Origin of the sequence: Affinundibacterium macrobrachii, assembly GCF_014652415.1 — a bacterium.
Lineage (GTDB): Bacteria > Pseudomonadota > Gammaproteobacteria > Burkholderiales > Burkholderiaceae_D > Undibacterium > Undibacterium macrobrachii.
This window is the reverse complement of the sequence record NZ_BMYT01000003.1, coordinates 136,327-150,796: the sequence shown is the minus strand read 5'-3', so window position 1 is coordinate 150,796 and position 14,470 is coordinate 136,327. Positions and strand designations below refer to the sequence as shown.

Annotated in this window: 11 protein-coding genes; 2 read left to right on the top strand and 9 right to left on the bottom strand. The window is 43.3% G+C overall.

Translation table 11 applies throughout. The features are described from left to right. Positions 1-42: 42 nt before the first annotated feature. Positions 43-2,772 carry an ankyrin repeat domain-containing protein gene (locus IE103_RS09655; protein WP_189345926.1) on the bottom strand — a complete coding sequence of 910 codons (2,730 nt, stop codon included), beginning with the start codon at positions 2,770-2,772 and terminating at the stop codon, positions 43-45. 190 nt (positions 2,773-2,962) lie between these two features. Between IE103_RS09655 and IE103_RS09650 the strand changes: the two genes are divergently transcribed. Both IE103_RS09650 and IE103_RS09645 read left to right on the top strand, forming a co-directional pair. Then, positions 2,963-3,889, top strand: a complete 927-nt coding sequence (locus tag IE103_RS09650; protein WP_189345925.1) for a viperin family antiviral radical SAM protein — start codon at positions 2,963-2,965, stop codon at positions 3,887-3,889. 857 nt (positions 3,890-4,746) lie between these two features. Beyond that, positions 4,747-5,352 (top strand): hypothetical protein, encoded by a 606-nt coding sequence (locus tag IE103_RS09645; RefSeq protein ID WP_189345924.1) that lies wholly within the window; start codon positions 4,747-4,749, stop codon positions 5,350-5,352. Positions 5,353-5,464: 112 nt separating this feature from the next. Here the strand turns inward: IE103_RS09645 and IE103_RS09640 are convergent, their stop codons facing one another. From IE103_RS09640 to rlmH, 8 genes are all read right to left on the bottom strand, one after another. Then, entirely contained in the window at positions 5,465-6,700 is a 1,236-nt protein-coding gene (locus tag IE103_RS09640; protein WP_189345923.1) for a phage/plasmid replication protein, II/X family, read from the bottom strand. A 312-nt stretch (positions 6,701-7,012) separates the two neighbouring features. Beyond that, positions 7,013-7,993, bottom strand: coding sequence for an AAA family ATPase (locus IE103_RS09635; protein WP_189345922.1), 981 nt, complete (start codon positions 7,991-7,993; stop codon positions 7,013-7,015). Positions 7,994-8,043: 50 nt separating this feature from the next. After that, a complete protein-coding gene (locus IE103_RS09630; RefSeq protein ID WP_229827203.1) occupies positions 8,044-8,400 on the bottom strand; it encodes a helix-turn-helix transcriptional regulator in 357 nt (118 codons plus the stop codon). Between the two features lie 175 nt (positions 8,401-8,575). Further along, complete coding sequence (locus IE103_RS09625) at positions 8,576-9,772, bottom strand: hypothetical protein (RefSeq protein ID WP_189345921.1); 1,197 nt, start codon at positions 9,770-9,772, stop codon at positions 8,576-8,578. Positions 9,773-10,106: 334 nt separating this feature from the next. Then, on the bottom strand, positions 10,107-11,618 hold the full coding sequence (locus IE103_RS09620) for a PD40 domain-containing protein (RefSeq protein ID WP_189345920.1): 1,512 nt from the start codon (positions 11,616-11,618) through the stop codon (positions 10,107-10,109). 155 nt (positions 11,619-11,773) lie between these two features. Further along, positions 11,774-13,249 carry a ribonuclease G gene (gene rng / locus IE103_RS09615; RefSeq protein WP_189345919.1) on the bottom strand — a complete coding sequence of 492 codons (1,476 nt, stop codon included), beginning with the start codon at positions 13,247-13,249 and terminating at the stop codon, positions 11,774-11,776. Positions 13,250-13,327: 78 nt separating this feature from the next. Further along, positions 13,328-13,939 carry a Maf family protein gene (locus IE103_RS09610; protein WP_189345918.1) on the bottom strand — a complete coding sequence of 204 codons (612 nt, stop codon included), beginning with the start codon at positions 13,937-13,939 and terminating at the stop codon, positions 13,328-13,330. 38 nt (positions 13,940-13,977) lie between these two features. Then, a complete protein-coding gene (gene rlmH, locus IE103_RS09605; protein WP_189346337.1) occupies positions 13,978-14,448 on the bottom strand; it encodes a 23S rRNA (pseudouridine(1915)-N(3))-methyltransferase RlmH in 471 nt (156 codons plus the stop codon). Positions 14,449-14,470: the final 22 nt, after the last annotated feature.

Here is a 14,470-nt window from a genome sequence, read left to right as displayed (position 1 = left end):
GTGATTGCTTTTTTAGCTCAAAAATATGTAACTTCAGCGTTGTTAATGTGTCGATAAAAATGAAGATACTTTTTGAAAATCATCGAGCGTTGCAATTGTCCTGCGCTCACGACTCATGAATTTATGATGTTCCTGCCAATTGCTTGGAATAGCGAAATACGTCGCAATTTCAAGCGCAGATTTGCCATATGTATCCGTATGGCTGTGTAAATGAGGTGCGCATGAGATTAGCGTCTCGACGATCTTCGGTTGTCCAAATTTAACGGCAGTATGCAGTGCGGATTGATTTTTATCTGCGTATATATTCGCGACCTCTGCATCGTGATTTAGTATGGCCTCAACACATTCAAGCGAATTTGACGCGATTGCTGCGTGTAAAGCTGTCCTTCCCTTGAAATCTTGCTGCCTCAAATTGGCATTTTCCTTGAGTAGAGCATTCACAACAACGATATCACCATGGTTAGCTGCCAGTATGGCGGGGGTTTGCAACTTGAAGTCGGGCATGTTCACCAATTTAGGCCAGGCTCCAATCATAAGGCATATCGCTTTTCGCCAATTAACTGCAAGCTTTGTATCTTCTGGTGTTTTATCGGCAGACAAAAAATGGTCTAAAGCAGGCAATTTTTTCTCAAGCTCATAGAACATTTTCAACCAGCTCATTAGTGCAGTATTGCCTCGAACCTCTCTAAACTTCTTATCCTTCAGTTTTGAATTATTTTTGAACCAGTTGAGTAAGCCGTCAAAATTCCCTTCAAAAACAAATGGCATCGCCCCTTTGATAAATGTTTCACCCAATTCCTTCGATAATGGTGCTACGCTAGTTTCACTCGGATAAGGGCGATAAAGTGTTTCCCAAAAATAAGTGGACATAGCGCAAGCCGTATCCTCGAATGTTTTATTTTCTTCCTCACCTTCTAGTTCACCATATGCCAAAACATTTCTGAAATAGTATTCATAATTGTTGAGGTCGAATTTTGTGGGTGGTTGTTCAACCACTAGTGCAAAACCGTCACGCGCAATTTCTCCTCGTAGTGATCCAAATCCATTGTCCTTACAAGCTTCGAGTGCATCCTTGAAAAGACGACGCGCGTTATCAAAATCATTGAAGGCTAGATGGTGCTTTGCTTCATATTGCAAAATGCCAGCGAGCCATGCGTTTAATGCTGGATTTTCTTTCGCCTCTATCAGTAGTGATTCAACTTTTTTCTTTGCGTCTTTATCTCGGTATTTGCGATCATCGTTATTCAAAAGATGACTAAGCTCGATGAAAATAGCACCCATTTTTTCACTGGGAGTTTGGGCTAACTCTCGCATACGGTTTGCCGCCATTTGACGAATTTTGAAGCTATGTTGATCATCTTGAGCCAGCTCATTAGCAACCCAAAAGCTGTGAACATTTTGTAATGTGCGCCAAGGTGAATGAGTCCGCAGTTTTTGTGAGCATTCCTTCACGATGTTAGATTCTTGTTGTTCTGCTTTTAGTGTGACCAAATTACGAGTAACAATTAATTTCGCTGATTCGATATCATGTCCAATATGGTCAACGAGTGGCTTTCCTTGATATTCGTTGGGGAACAGATGATTCAACCGATCTGCCAAGATATTGATTACGTCGGGTCTTAATGATGGTACGACAGAAAGGAAAACCCCGAGTTTATCCCAAGGGGGAATTTTACTTTCGAAATATGCGTCTTGAATCTGCCAATCAGAGCTTTGTTTATGTGCGTCTACTGTAAGGTTGTAACTCAGTTTGAATAACTCAAATAACTGTAGAACTTTATTTTTGGAAAAATCTGCACAGGTCTTATCAAAGTCACTTTCAAGTAAGAATTTACCTAAGCGGAAATATCCATCCTGAACTGCACGCGCCACAAGGAATCTTTGGTGTATCGTTTGTGGTGTGGGAACGGCATAGCGGGTAGCGATCAATTCCACGAAGTCATGTTTCTCATCCTCATCCGCGACACCATTTAGAATGTTTTCAATGCGGTTGGGTTGTGACATTGGGATTTGCTCACGCAACAGAGAAGCTGAAAGGTTTTTACGTTTAATAAATTGGAGCGTAGATTGAAACTGTTCTTCTTTAGTTGATGCCGTATCAAGTTTAAATGCACCTCTGAAATCAAGTGCTGCTATATTGGAAAAATATAGATTGATGTTGCCTACACGTGGCATATCACCTTTATCCCAATTTGAGAGGATTTTTTCAATAGATTCAAGTTCGACACCAACACTGATTGATTTTCCTGCCGCATTTATTTTGCCAGCCAATCTTTGAGCAAGTTCACTGATGGTCTGTCCTGATAGATCCAATAGCCAATCAAGAACTTGAGGAACAGGCAGGCGTAATTCTTTTTTATCATTTCTCTCGATGACGTTTGGTAGATACCAAAATTTTCCGCCAGGCATTCCCTCATCCATAGTTTGACATAGGCTCCAAAATGCAACGGTGCGGCCGAGGTAAGGCGCATATAAATATGCTGCCATATTCCAGACTATTTGCTGCATGCTTGCTTCATGAGTCCAAACTGAACGCTCAATAGAATTATTAATGCCTAGTAAGTGGCATAGGTTAATGGACGCATCATTCTTTGCCTGCTCATCGATATTTAACGCTGTGAATATTTCACTTATAAGTTCAGAAATGATTCTTTGATGCGTTTCGAGTGGTCGTTCAAAGCCTATTAGTTCTTTTTTTTTCGTTGGTGCGCTCAGGCCTAGGCATTGATGAACTTCTAGAAGTAGTTGCTCAGTTGAGGGGATTGTCGCCATTTTGTAATACCTATAAAGAATGATAGAGAGCGAATAATCCTATTCGCAACAATCGAAGTCACTGAAGCTTGTTTGCTACCCCTTCAATGTTTTGGCTGTAATGCATTAAAGAAGGGGTAGAAAGGAAGCTTCATTTTTTCTATTAATGGAAATTTGTACATTAGGGTTTTTAATTTCAAGGAAAACCAATATGTACGAGCCGCGACAAATCAATGAACTAGTCATCAACTGGCATGTGACAGAAGCATGCAACTACTCATGCCGTTATTGCTATGCGCACTGGAATAAATCTGACATTCGAGGTGAAATTATTCATGATGAGACTCGATCACAAAAACTGATTGAAATTCTATATGGCTTCTTTTGCGCTAAAAACAAGGCAAATTTACTTCAAAGTCGTCTTCAGTGGGCTAGTGTTAGATTGAATATCGCTGGCGGAGAGCCATTGCTGTATGAACAAAAAGTCTTGCGAGTTATTCGAGTTGCTCGTGATCTTGGAATGAATGTTTCTATTATCACAAACGGAAGTAGGTTAACTAAGCCTTTGATTGAGGCAATAGCGCCTGACATTTCGCTATTGGGTATAAGCCTTGATTCTAGCAATAACCAAACCAACCGAGATATAGGACGTATCGATAAGAAGGGACTGTTGCTCAGAGCCCAGAGTGTTGAGGAAATTTTGGTAAAGGGTAGGCAAATTAACCCCCAAATGCGATTAAAGGTGAACACGGTCGTGAATAGTTTGAATGCCAGCGAGGATATGTCCTGTCTTATCCAGACTTTACAACCAGAGCGATGGAAAGTCTTACGGATGCTTCCGGTGCTAAACAATGACTTGGCAGTTTCGGACGTTGAATTCAATAGCTTTGTTGATCGTCATCTGGCCGTAAAGAACGTGATGTGCATTGAAGATAATAGTGACATGACTGAGTCGTACATTATGGTCGATCCTTATGGGAGGTTTTTTCAAAATAAGCAAAGCCGAAACGGATCAGGTTATTTTTACAGTGAACCGATCTTATCTAAGGGTATTGAGGCAGCATTTTCCCAGCTTACATTTTCGACCGAAAAATTTATTGGTCGTTATGAGCGGATAAGCGAAGAGGTACTCGCATGAAATACAGTGCTAACAAGGAAATAAACGTTATCGTGCAAAAACTGATTCGCCAAGGGTGGTTCTTTTACTGGGGCGCTAAACATGGACGAATAAGGCACCCCATTGGCCGTCCCGTACTGACGGTGCCAAAGACGCCAAGTGATAGTAGGGCTTCATTGAATTTTTCACGAGACGTAGATCGGATTTTGACTGGTGCCAGACGTGTTTAGTTTTGATCTAGACCTATGCGCACCTCAAAACACGTGAAAAGACGTTATTAAAGTGGATCGTGTACAGAAGGTTGAGGTTCTAACGAGTGTGAAAAGGAAGGGCATGATTAAGTGCCTTCTCTAATCGTGGTGTGTCTGGGACATTTTGAAACAGATGGATATGTCGCCAGTGTCACCATTTTCCGATTGGCTGTGGTATTACTTCGAGCGACTGTTCATCGTCCACTTTGACAGTCTTGTTTAGCGGCGTGATCAAGATACAACCGTTATCAAGAAGGCGCACTCCAACGTAGGTGCCGGACTTTAATCCAGCTTCTTCTGAGACAGACTTCGATAACCGAAGACCCAGTGAATTTCCCCATTTGCAGATAGTTGGCATGTTTTCTCCTAATTAAAAATGTATAGCCATTGTGTATCAGCTAAATTGGCGGTTCCAGTGCCCATTTGTACTTATGTTTTGTGGCATAGAGGTGCGAAAATGATGAGTTAGGCGCAATGCAGTCACTGCATTTAGGATCAGCCGTTACTCTTCAAATAGCTGGCTAGTGTTACCTGTGCCGCTAGGGCGGTTGTTTCATTGACACTTTCATTTCTTCTGTGGTATCAACTGGTATAGACCTGATTAATAGATACTAATATTAAGGATTAATGATGGCTGCAAAATTTAAAAGATTCCTGAAAAAAGATATTGTTTCTGGCAAAGAGGAACTTCCAGAGGAATTACTATTTCTTTCCAAATTCAACTTCTTTGCCGTTGCGGAGCAGCGATTGCAAGGCGTGCGCGAATGGTACGTGGAATTGCAAGGTGCGCGTTTGAAATCCTTGCTGGACGCAAAGAAGAAACTGAACGCTGCTCGCTTAGAGAATAGAAATATTGGTGCTGAAAATCATAAATTACAAGGGCAAGTAACTTCTCTGGAATTGAGTCTTAGCAAGTCAAAAAATGCCTACAAATTGTTAACTCAAAGCTCCAATGAGAAGTTAGATGAAATGCGGAATCAGAAAGTAGAGGAAGCGGATATCGTTAAAAACGACAGGATTCGGGAATTGGAAGGTGAAGTAACCCAACTGCGAAAAGACTATGAAGCCTTAGAGTTGAACAATGAACGGCTGCTTAAAAATATCGAGGAAGATAGTCGCCCAGAGCGGTTTAAACGAAGCCCCAAGAGCAGTGTTGTGGTAATGCAAGAAAGTGGAGCCCAGTTAAATAGTTTGGCTCTTCAAGGTGGTGCTGCTGGATTGATGACAAAGTAACTATTTGATGATCCATTTGTTGGAAATTCAATTGATGCTTTTGAGCGGAATGGTGGGGCGGCACTAAGTGATTAGTAGATAGGCCAGCCCACTTGATTAGGACATTGTTCCGCTAATTTATTCCTCGTCGTTTGCGCATCGCACGATATTCTTCAACATCTGTCGTCTGGTCGGCACTGATGTATGTTGCGCCTATTCCTCTCGTAAATCCCAATTCGCCACAAATCTGTTTCCATTCAGTGCGCATATCGCGTTCGTAGAATAGTACTGGGTCTGAGCGAATTGCCGCTGGTACTGGCACAAAATTTTCGATGGCCAGAATTTCACCAAGCTCAATCGGAACATAAATTTCTCCAGGTGGCGGTGCAGAAATATTTATTCCGTAGTCATTTTTAATGATCCGTTGGTGTTTTTGTAGCATAGTGATTTTGTTATCAAACATCTTGAGTAGTGATACGCCACTTTGCCAGAGGGCGACAGTCGTTCGATATGGTGAACGTATGCGCCACAAATCTTCTTCCCTTAAGCGCTGGCGCAAACTACCCCTCAAATCATATTTTTCAAATAATTCCATTAACATTGCAGCGAGCACTGGAGGTGTTAACATAACGGGAGTAACCATCTCATGCTGCTTGAAAAATGGATCATTCTTAAAGTATTTCTTTCGATACACAGCCTCAAAACGAATAGTATTCTCCGAGAGTTGGTTAAGCGTGGGAGTATTGGTCGTAGTTGGCAACTGGATTTTTGGCCGCTTCTTTTGCATCTCAGATGTTTTATCGTACGCTTTAAGGGCTACGTCCTGAGAGCTCTGATCGAAATATACAGTTTCGTCTATGTACACGCTAGTATTTACTCCGCTACGAAATCCGGCAAATGCAAGTGCATTAATGATGCTGCTTTTCTGAAGACCATCAGGTATTTTAAGCATAATCGGCGTGTCAATTCTTGTGATCTCGATATCGTCACCTTGGATGAAGTTCCGCTGGCGGAATTTGTCGATCTCTAATTCATGCTGTTCTTTAAGCGCATGCAGCATAGAGAAAGCACTCATAGTTACATCATTAGACGAGACTATATTGTGACCTTGGTAGTGGAATCCATTACTACCTTCAACAAGGAGATCGCCGGTTTTTTTGATTCCACGAACTCGAAGTGATAGTTTGCCTGATGCAGCTTTTATGCTGGCTTTTGACCACTCCGTACTAGCTGCAAATTGAAGATCATCACTAACTCGTGAAAAAGTCTTAGGTAGCTTAGCACCGTGTACGTTTTTGACTCGCAAGCCAAGTGTATCTACCATGATGCAATCTTCGATATGTTTTAGGTTCTTTTTATCGTTATTCATTTAATGTCCTTAGTTTAGTAATACTCATATCTCTGTGTGAGGTACGTTGGCAGCATGTATCGACTGTCTAAGTAGTGACCATTGATACATCGGCATATCTAAATATTGTCTGACTGGTGTTGGTGATGTGAGTGCATTAGTTACGGTATTACGGTATTACTGTGATGGCACGACAGCTGTTGCCGTGAAAATTACCGCTCGCGATTGCGGTGTTTTGCCATATGAGTACACACCCATGCCAGTCTTTTTTATGTTGCATTGTTGCGTTCACTTAGCGCATGCAACAGTGCAACGGTAGTCAAAAAATGCAGCCTATTCGATTAAATCGTTATCCTGTGATGAATCGCGTAACTTTTTAAGGCAGCGGCTGACGGTTGATTTGTTGATGCCTAATTTGGTTGCGATGGCTTCAAGGGAGAGACCCTCTTCACGTAAGCGCAACATATCTGCTTCATTCACAGAGAGCTTGACTCCTGCTGGAGCTCCATCGAAGCGGAATGCGCCGTCTTCGCTCCAAATTGAGTATTCGAAAGTTTGTCGCAATTCAGGAATGTAGTCCCTGAGTTTCGTGTGCTCAATTGAAAAGCGAGTATCTTGTCGATTTTGGCTGCTCGGGAGTGGGCTTAGCAAAATAGAGTAATCTAGCAAGTCTTCATGCGAGCTACTTCCACGTTGCTGGCCGTTTTTTCCTGTGTGATGAATTAACAAAATGGCGACACCTTGCAGACGCATTTTTATCAACCAATTTTTTACCTTAGCCCATGAATTGCTGTCCTCACGTCCCCCAGATGTCCATGCGGATAAATTGTCAATGATGATTAATTTCACTTCAGGCTCGATGAGGTCATTAATACTTTTCTGCCCCTCTTCTGTATCGATTGAGCCAATCGCATCGCCCATGAAGTCTCTACTAATAATATGAAGATTGTTTTCGGCATCTTTGATAGATTTTTGATTGGTGTTGTAAGCATGAATCAGTGCGATGCGATCTTGTAAGCCAGCGGCTCGCATTTCTCCGTCAAGAATTGCAACCGGTACACCGGCACCCGTTCCCCATGGGGGAAGTGTCTTGCTACAGGCTATTGCGTAACCGATTAGAAGTGCGAGCCATGACTTTCCAGAACCTCGTGGACCAGCTAGCATCCCAATTGATTTTGCAAGCATCATTTCACCTAGGAGTTGTTCGTCGGGTGGTAAAACCACCTTTAGCATGTCACCTAAGCGCAATGCATGCGGTTGTTGTTGATGACGTTTAGTATTTCTCATTTTTACAGCTCCTGATTTTGGTTTCATTCAAAATATTTTCTGGATCAAACATTTAGTCACTTCAACTAGCGCTTGAATCAATCTGAATGAATTTTTGAATCGATCAGTAAGGCGACAAACATTTTTATATTCACGGGTTTCTCAGAACGTGAAGCAAAAGCGTTAGCCTCAATCCATGCACTAATTTCTGATTCTTTCCAGCATGCAGAACGAGAACCAATGCGTATGGGTGGTGGTAGTGTTCCGTGCTTTACATATTTCCAAATCGTAGAAGACGCTAGCCCAGTCTTCACTTTGACTTGAGTAAGTCTAAGAAGGCGGTCATTGACGACTGATCGCACACGCTCTATGAGCGCAAGCAGTTCTGGACTCATGACCTGATTTTTATTAGTTGTTCTCTGCTCATCGTCACACACTTTGATTGAATGTTTCATGTTTAAGCTCCAATTGATTTATGAAAGATTCAGGCCCGAATCAGCCCATACTTTGAACTGTTAAAGACAGGGCGTCAGAAGCGAGAGAGGTGGTTTGAAAACAGTGCTGCAAACGAAAATGGCCGCTTATCGTTTGACAAGCGGCCATTTTTGTGATTTGAATTGGTTCTTAGGTTTAACTTTGGTTTTGGTCGGGCTTTTGTGTTTGAATTAATAGACGATATCCACCGTTAATCATATCTTTAGCTTCGACAATGTATTCGTCAATTTTGTTGTGTAGTTGCTCCCGCCAAGTATTCTTGTATTTTCCGGTTTCGCTGCAAAGATTGAAAATTTGCGCAATCTGATTGTTGCCAAATCCTTGATCGTGTAGTTGAGCAATTAAGACTAAGCATTTTAAATAGTTGCCCCCATTCCGAGATAACCCATCGAGATCCTTTGAATTGACCAGATTGTACTTAAATCGTAGGAGGCTGGATGGCTTTGCAAAGCCATCATCTTGCAACTCTTGATATACATCCTTTACTTCACCTAATATTTTTTCGATCTGCATTGTGATTGGACCAAGTACATTAAGGTAAACGGCGCGCCACACAATTTCATAATCTCGAACAATATCTTCCGCTCCACCTGCTATTTTGAAGTTCATGTAATTAAAATTCTCACTGTTTTTAATTTCCAAGATCATCGTCTCATTCAACTCGGTATCCGTTAATTCATTACTATCCATTAAGATGCTTCGGATTTTGTGTGCAATCTTTTTTAGCGTCGTGATTTGTCCACTTGGAGGGACACTGCAATCAACGGCGAAAGCGATGCAACCAAGGTCATCTCGAATTCCATGGCGAGATGTAATTGGTAGTCCTCTAATTCGATAGCCAAAAGGTGTTTCTTCGATTAGATGATAAGGATACTTGTCCAGCTTTTGTGATTGTGGACCCAGTGGCCTAATATATATTTCTTTGCTTACCGTTCGGCGCGAGTGATCTTCGGGAATTGCTGCCTTTAAAGGTGCAAACCAGGAATCAACTTCATTTTTTAGTTCCGGCAAAATCGGCTGCGTGTAGTCTAACCAAGCTGCCAGCCCGAAACTTCTTCGGCAGCGTTCATCGAGGTCAGCGTGAATATTGCATAGGTCTTTTTCGTGAACGAATTCCAAAATCTTGAGTTCATTCATGGCTTTGGGGTGATTAGAATAAGCAAACTGGTATTTCTTATTCATCCTAAGAAATAGCCAAGCCCAATCATCTGGGCCGAATTTCTCTTCATCTTTGTTTAAGGCAAATGGTGCTTCATCCGAATTGAGCTTAAGGAAAAGTTGATCGCGAATATTTTGGCACTCTTCGTCGCTCAAACGTTTTAAATTGTTCATGAATTGTCCATAGCCTTTTATGCGCGAATTTGTCTTAAGCAGGGAGTGACTGCCGTAAAACTATTTGTAGCTAGCTTTGTAGCTAAGTCGATATTTATTGTGAAAGAACCTTTAAGTAATTGATTTTAAAGTATAAAAAAATCACATCAAAATAATATCGTACTGTTCCTGATGAAACACATTCTCCACCTGCAGTGAAATTGGCTTACCAATGAAATCCCCCACGCGTTACGGTCGAAAAAGGAGAAATGTATTAAGTACACGGAGAAGCGTTGGTCGACTAAGCATTGAATCCGCGTGGGCAAGAAAGCGCGCATATCCACGCCTTGCCGAGTTACGGTATTTGCAATTTGACAGAAATAAGTCGATCACCGCGCGTTGCAAGGAATTGCAATTGATTGTTGGATATAAAACGCAAGCTACTTTGTGATTGCGGCGTGGAGGTTTTATGGTCGTAAGCATCTTTCGCTAATATAAAATCGTATGGTGGGCTTTCTTTTCCATTGATAATTACTCGCCATTTTTTGTCTTTTGAGTTCAGTGCGGCATAGGCGAGCGTATTCCCATCATCGCTAAATTGTAGGTCCACAACTTGATCGAACAATGTTCCGTTGGTGCCGCGGTAACTGACACAAAATTTGTCGCCGACTTGAGCGATAAAGGCAAGTCCTTCCTTGGTTGGATTAAATTGTAAGTCGCGCACGCTATTGAAATGGGTACCCTCGATACCGTCAACGACCGTCATCCAAGAAGTTCCATTGAAGGCGCCATAGGCGAAATGTTGACTGTCGGCGCTAAATATAGGCTGCTGTAGCAGAAGTTCTTGGTAGACCTTACCACTTTTCCCATCGAGCACAGTGTATACTTGTCCCTTGCGTAAGGACGGATTATGTGTCGTCACGACAAATGCTATACGTTGGCTGTCAGGACTGAATATGGGAGCACTTAAACCCCAAGCATTAAAGAGCTGGCCGATTTTCTGATCGACCAATATAGTTTTTTTCTTGTGCTCAGTTTCAAAAGCGTAAGCTAAATGTTTACTATCAGGACTAAACGTTCGCCATTTTTCACCACCCAGTAAAACGACATGTTCACGACCATTGTTGACCATGATGTATTGCGCTGGCTTGTTATGTTTTGGCCAGGCGAGATAAGTTAATTTTGAGCTGTCGGGGCTAAACTTGAGATTATCGTCTTCGATGAGATGATCAAAAGTCGGACCTTCCTTATTATCTAATATAACCAATTCGCGCCGGGGATTGGCAATTTGAGCAGAGTAGGCGATGTGTTTGCCGTCAGGGCTAAATAGAGGATTATGGACACGAGCATAGCTTTTTAGTTTTATCCCATTGAGAACGATGAAAGCAGGACCTTCTGCGTTGATACTAGATGTGGCGTAAGCGTACGACTTACTATCAGCGCTAAAACGTAAGCCATATAGTTCACGAATCTGTTGATTGACCGCATCAGTGGCGCTCTCTCCGAATGCCTGATCTTCCTTGCCATCAATGATGACGGCAGTAGTGCTAATGTAGCCTACACGTTGACTATCTGGACTGAATTGTACTTCTGAAATTCGACGATATGGTTTTCCCACTTTGCCGTCTACCACGAGGTGATATTTTTCCCAACTTTCGCTTGGCCCCATTTCCGCGTCGTATCGACCTGTACCGACGACGTAGGCAATACGCTGCCCATCACCGCTAACGACAAAATTGCTGCTACGGTTTTTGATCATCTTGCCTAATACTTTTTCCGTTGTTTTGAAATCAGCAAACTGCGCGTTCGAGAAGTTGAAAGCTGATGCACAAATGTAAAGCGCGACAGCAATAAGTGATTTATGCATGGAAGTAAAAATAAAGTAAGGAAAGGCTTTTAAATTTAGTCCGAAGTAATAGGTATACATCTCACTGTATGGGAATAACAAGAAATATTTGCGAGTGAAGATTCATATGCAGTCCAATTCACCAGCTACAGTAGGCTGTGAATTAATTTAATTCTTTACATCAAAATAATATCGTACTGCTCCTGATGAAACACATTCTCCACCTGCAGTGAAATTGGCTTACCAATAAAATCCCCCAGCATCGCCAAGTGTTGCGATTCTTCTTCCAAAAACATATCAACCACCACTTGCGATGCCATGATGCGGAATTCTCTTGGGTTGAATTGTTTGGCTTCGCGTAGTAGTTCGCGCAGGATTTCGTAGCAGATGGTGCGGGCGGTTTTGACTTGGCCTTTGCCGCTGCAGGCAGGGCAGGGCTCGCATAGCACATGGGCTAGTGATTCGCGTGTGCGTTTGCGGGTGACTTCGACTAAGCCTAAGGCAGAGAAGGTAGATACTGAGAGTTTGGTGCGATCGCGTGACAGGGCTTTGTTAAGTTCTGCAAGCACCGCATCCTTATGTTCCTGACTTTCCATATCGATTAAGTCGAGGATGATGATGCCGCCTAAGTTGCGCAGACGTAGTTGGCGGGCGATGGCGATGGCGGCTTCGAGATTGGTTTTGAAAATCGTATCGTCAAAATTGCGGCCTGCGACAAAGCTGCCGGTGTTGACGTCGATGGTAGTCATTGCTTCGGTTTGATCGATGATCAGGTAGCCACCCGATTTGAGATTGACGCGACGACCAAGTGCGCGTTCGATTTCTTCCTCTACGCTATAGAGATCAAACAGCGGACGCTCACCTGTGTAATGCTGGAGCTTGGGCAAAACCGACGGTGTGTAGGTGCGACCGAATTCTTGCAGCATCAAAAAATTTTCACGCGAATCAATTTGTATGCTGCTGGTTTCTTCGTTGACGAAGTCGCGCAAAACCCGTTGTGCTAGATTGAGATCTTGGTGCAAGAGGCTGCACGGTGGTTTGGTTTTGGCGAGTTTGGTAATGGTGGACCAAGTGCGGCGTAGGTATTCGATGTCGGTGCGCAGATCTTCTTCCGACGCGTCTTCTGCCATCGTACGCACGATGAAACCGCCTTTTTCATCTTCTAACATTAAGCCTTGTACTTTGGTGCGCAGGGCTTCGCGTTCTTCTTCGTTTTCGATTCTTTGTGAAATGCCGATGTGGGAATCTTGCGGTAAAAATACGAGCATGCGCCCCGCAATCGAAATTTGCGTGGAGAGGCGTGCGCCCTTGGTGCCGATTGGGTCTTTCACGACTTGCACGGTGATTGCCTGACCATCAAACAAGAGTTTCTCGATAGGCGTGAGTGGCACATTATTTGGATTGCCTTCGTGCCCTTGAGGACGCGCATCCCAGATATCGGCAACGTGTAAGAACGCAGCGCGTTCGAGACCGATGTCGATAAAAGCGGATTGCATGCCGGGTAAAACGCGCACGACTTTGCCTAAATAAATATTGCCAACCAGGCCGCGTGATAGCGTGCGTTCGATATGTAATTCTTGTACTGCTCCCTGAAAAATCAGGGCTACGCGGGTTTCTTGCGGCGTGACGTTGATTAATAGACTTTCGCTCATGGCTGGGTTTCCGTTAAATTTTGAATTCGAATTTTGTAAGCAGTGCTGTGTCTTATATTTGTTATTTAGTGCTGCACTTTAGTGTGGATTTAAGCGTTCTAATAGGTCGCTAGTCTCGTATAAAGGGAGACCCATGATGCCTGAATAGCTGCCATTGATATGACTGATAAATCGTGCTGCCATACCTTGTATGCCATAGCCGCCAGCTTTGTCATACGGTTCTGCGCTATCGCAGTAGGCGGCGATTTGCACGTCGCTTAATGCCGCGAATGTCACCTCGGATTTTTGCGTACATTGTAGAAGTTGGTGTTGGTATTTGATCGCGATGCTAGTGAGCACTTGATGCGTATTTCCTGCCAATTTACTGAGCATGCTGATCGCTTCGTCACGATTGGCGGGTTTGCCTAAAATCTCTTGCGCGATCACTACTGTGGTATCAGCGGCTAAGACAGGGAGCGGGAATAAGCGTCTTGCTAGCACAGCATCCCAAGCCGCTTGTGCTTTTTCTTGGGTGACACGCCCGACATAGGCTTCTGGTAATTCACCTGGCAGTACGATCTCGGTCACGTCGGGTCCACGCGGCGGTGCATCGCGTAATAGTAAAACTTCAAAATCAATACCGACTTGACGCAGTAACTCGCGTCGACGTGGGCTTTTGGAAGCGAGATAAATTTTTCGGTGTTGCGACATAGCTAAAATCCTGAAGCAGGGCGCGGTCGCATTATTTTTTATACCCGATGGTAAGGGTGGTTTTGCGTAATCGACCAAGCGCGATAGAGTTGTTCTGCTAATAATACACGCACCATGCCATGCGGCAAAGTTAAACTCGAAATACGAATCAAACCATCCGCCTTTGCTTTGAACTCGGCGTCTAAACCATCCGCACCGCCAATTACAAACACCACATCACGCCCATCTTGCTGCCAATCGGTTAATTGTTTGGCGAGCCCGACTGAGGTTAAATCTTTGCCGCGTTCATCAAGTGCGATGATGCGCGCATTTTTCGGGATGACCGCTTCGATCTTTTCTTTTTCGAGTGCCATCACAGTTTCGGCGGTCTTGCTGCCGGAGCGTTCAATTGGTTTGATTTCTTTCAGATGAATGCGTGCTTCAGGCGGCATACGTTTGGCGTATTCCTGAAAGCCAGTTTCTATCCATGAAGGCATTTTGTGACCAACGGCGGCGATGATGAGTTGCATGATGCTTATGATGAAGTGTTGC

Excerpts from the sequence above, each read along its gene's own strand:
- IE103_RS09630 (WP_229827203.1), bottom strand. The coding sequence starts at position 8,400 with ATGAAACATTCAATCAAAGTGTGTGACGATGAGCAGAGAACAACTAAT.
- IE103_RS09655 (WP_189345926.1), bottom strand. The coding sequence starts at position 2,772 with ATGGCGACAATCCCCTCAACTGAGCAACTACTTCTAGAAGTTCATCAA.
- IE103_RS09625 (WP_189345921.1), bottom strand. The coding sequence starts at position 9,772 with ATGAACAATTTAAAACGTTTGAGCGACGAAGAGTGCCAAAATATTCGC.
- IE103_RS09645 (WP_189345924.1), top strand. The coding sequence starts at position 4,747 with ATGATGGCTGCAAAATTTAAAAGATTCCTGAAAAAAGATATTGTTTCT.
- rlmH (WP_189346337.1), bottom strand. The coding sequence starts at position 14,448 with ATGCAACTCATCATCGCCGCCGTTGGTCACAAAATGCCTTCATGGATA.
- IE103_RS09610 (WP_189345918.1), bottom strand. The coding sequence starts at position 13,939 with ATGTCGCAACACCGAAAAATTTATCTCGCTTCCAAAAGCCCACGTCGA.
- rng (WP_189345919.1), bottom strand. The coding sequence starts at position 13,249 with ATGAGCGAAAGTCTATTAATCAACGTCACGCCGCAAGAAACCCGCGTA.
- IE103_RS09640 (WP_189345923.1), bottom strand. The coding sequence starts at position 6,700 with ATGAATAACGATAAAAAGAACCTAAAACATATCGAAGATTGCATCATG.
- IE103_RS09635 (WP_189345922.1), bottom strand. The coding sequence starts at position 7,993 with ATGAAACCAAAATCAGGAGCTGTAAAAATGAGAAATACTAAACGTCAT.
- IE103_RS09620 (WP_189345920.1), bottom strand. The coding sequence starts at position 11,618 with ATGCATAAATCACTTATTGCTGTCGCGCTTTACATTTGTGCATCAGCT.
- IE103_RS09650 (WP_189345925.1), top strand. The coding sequence starts at position 2,963 with ATGTACGAGCCGCGACAAATCAATGAACTAGTCATCAACTGGCATGTG.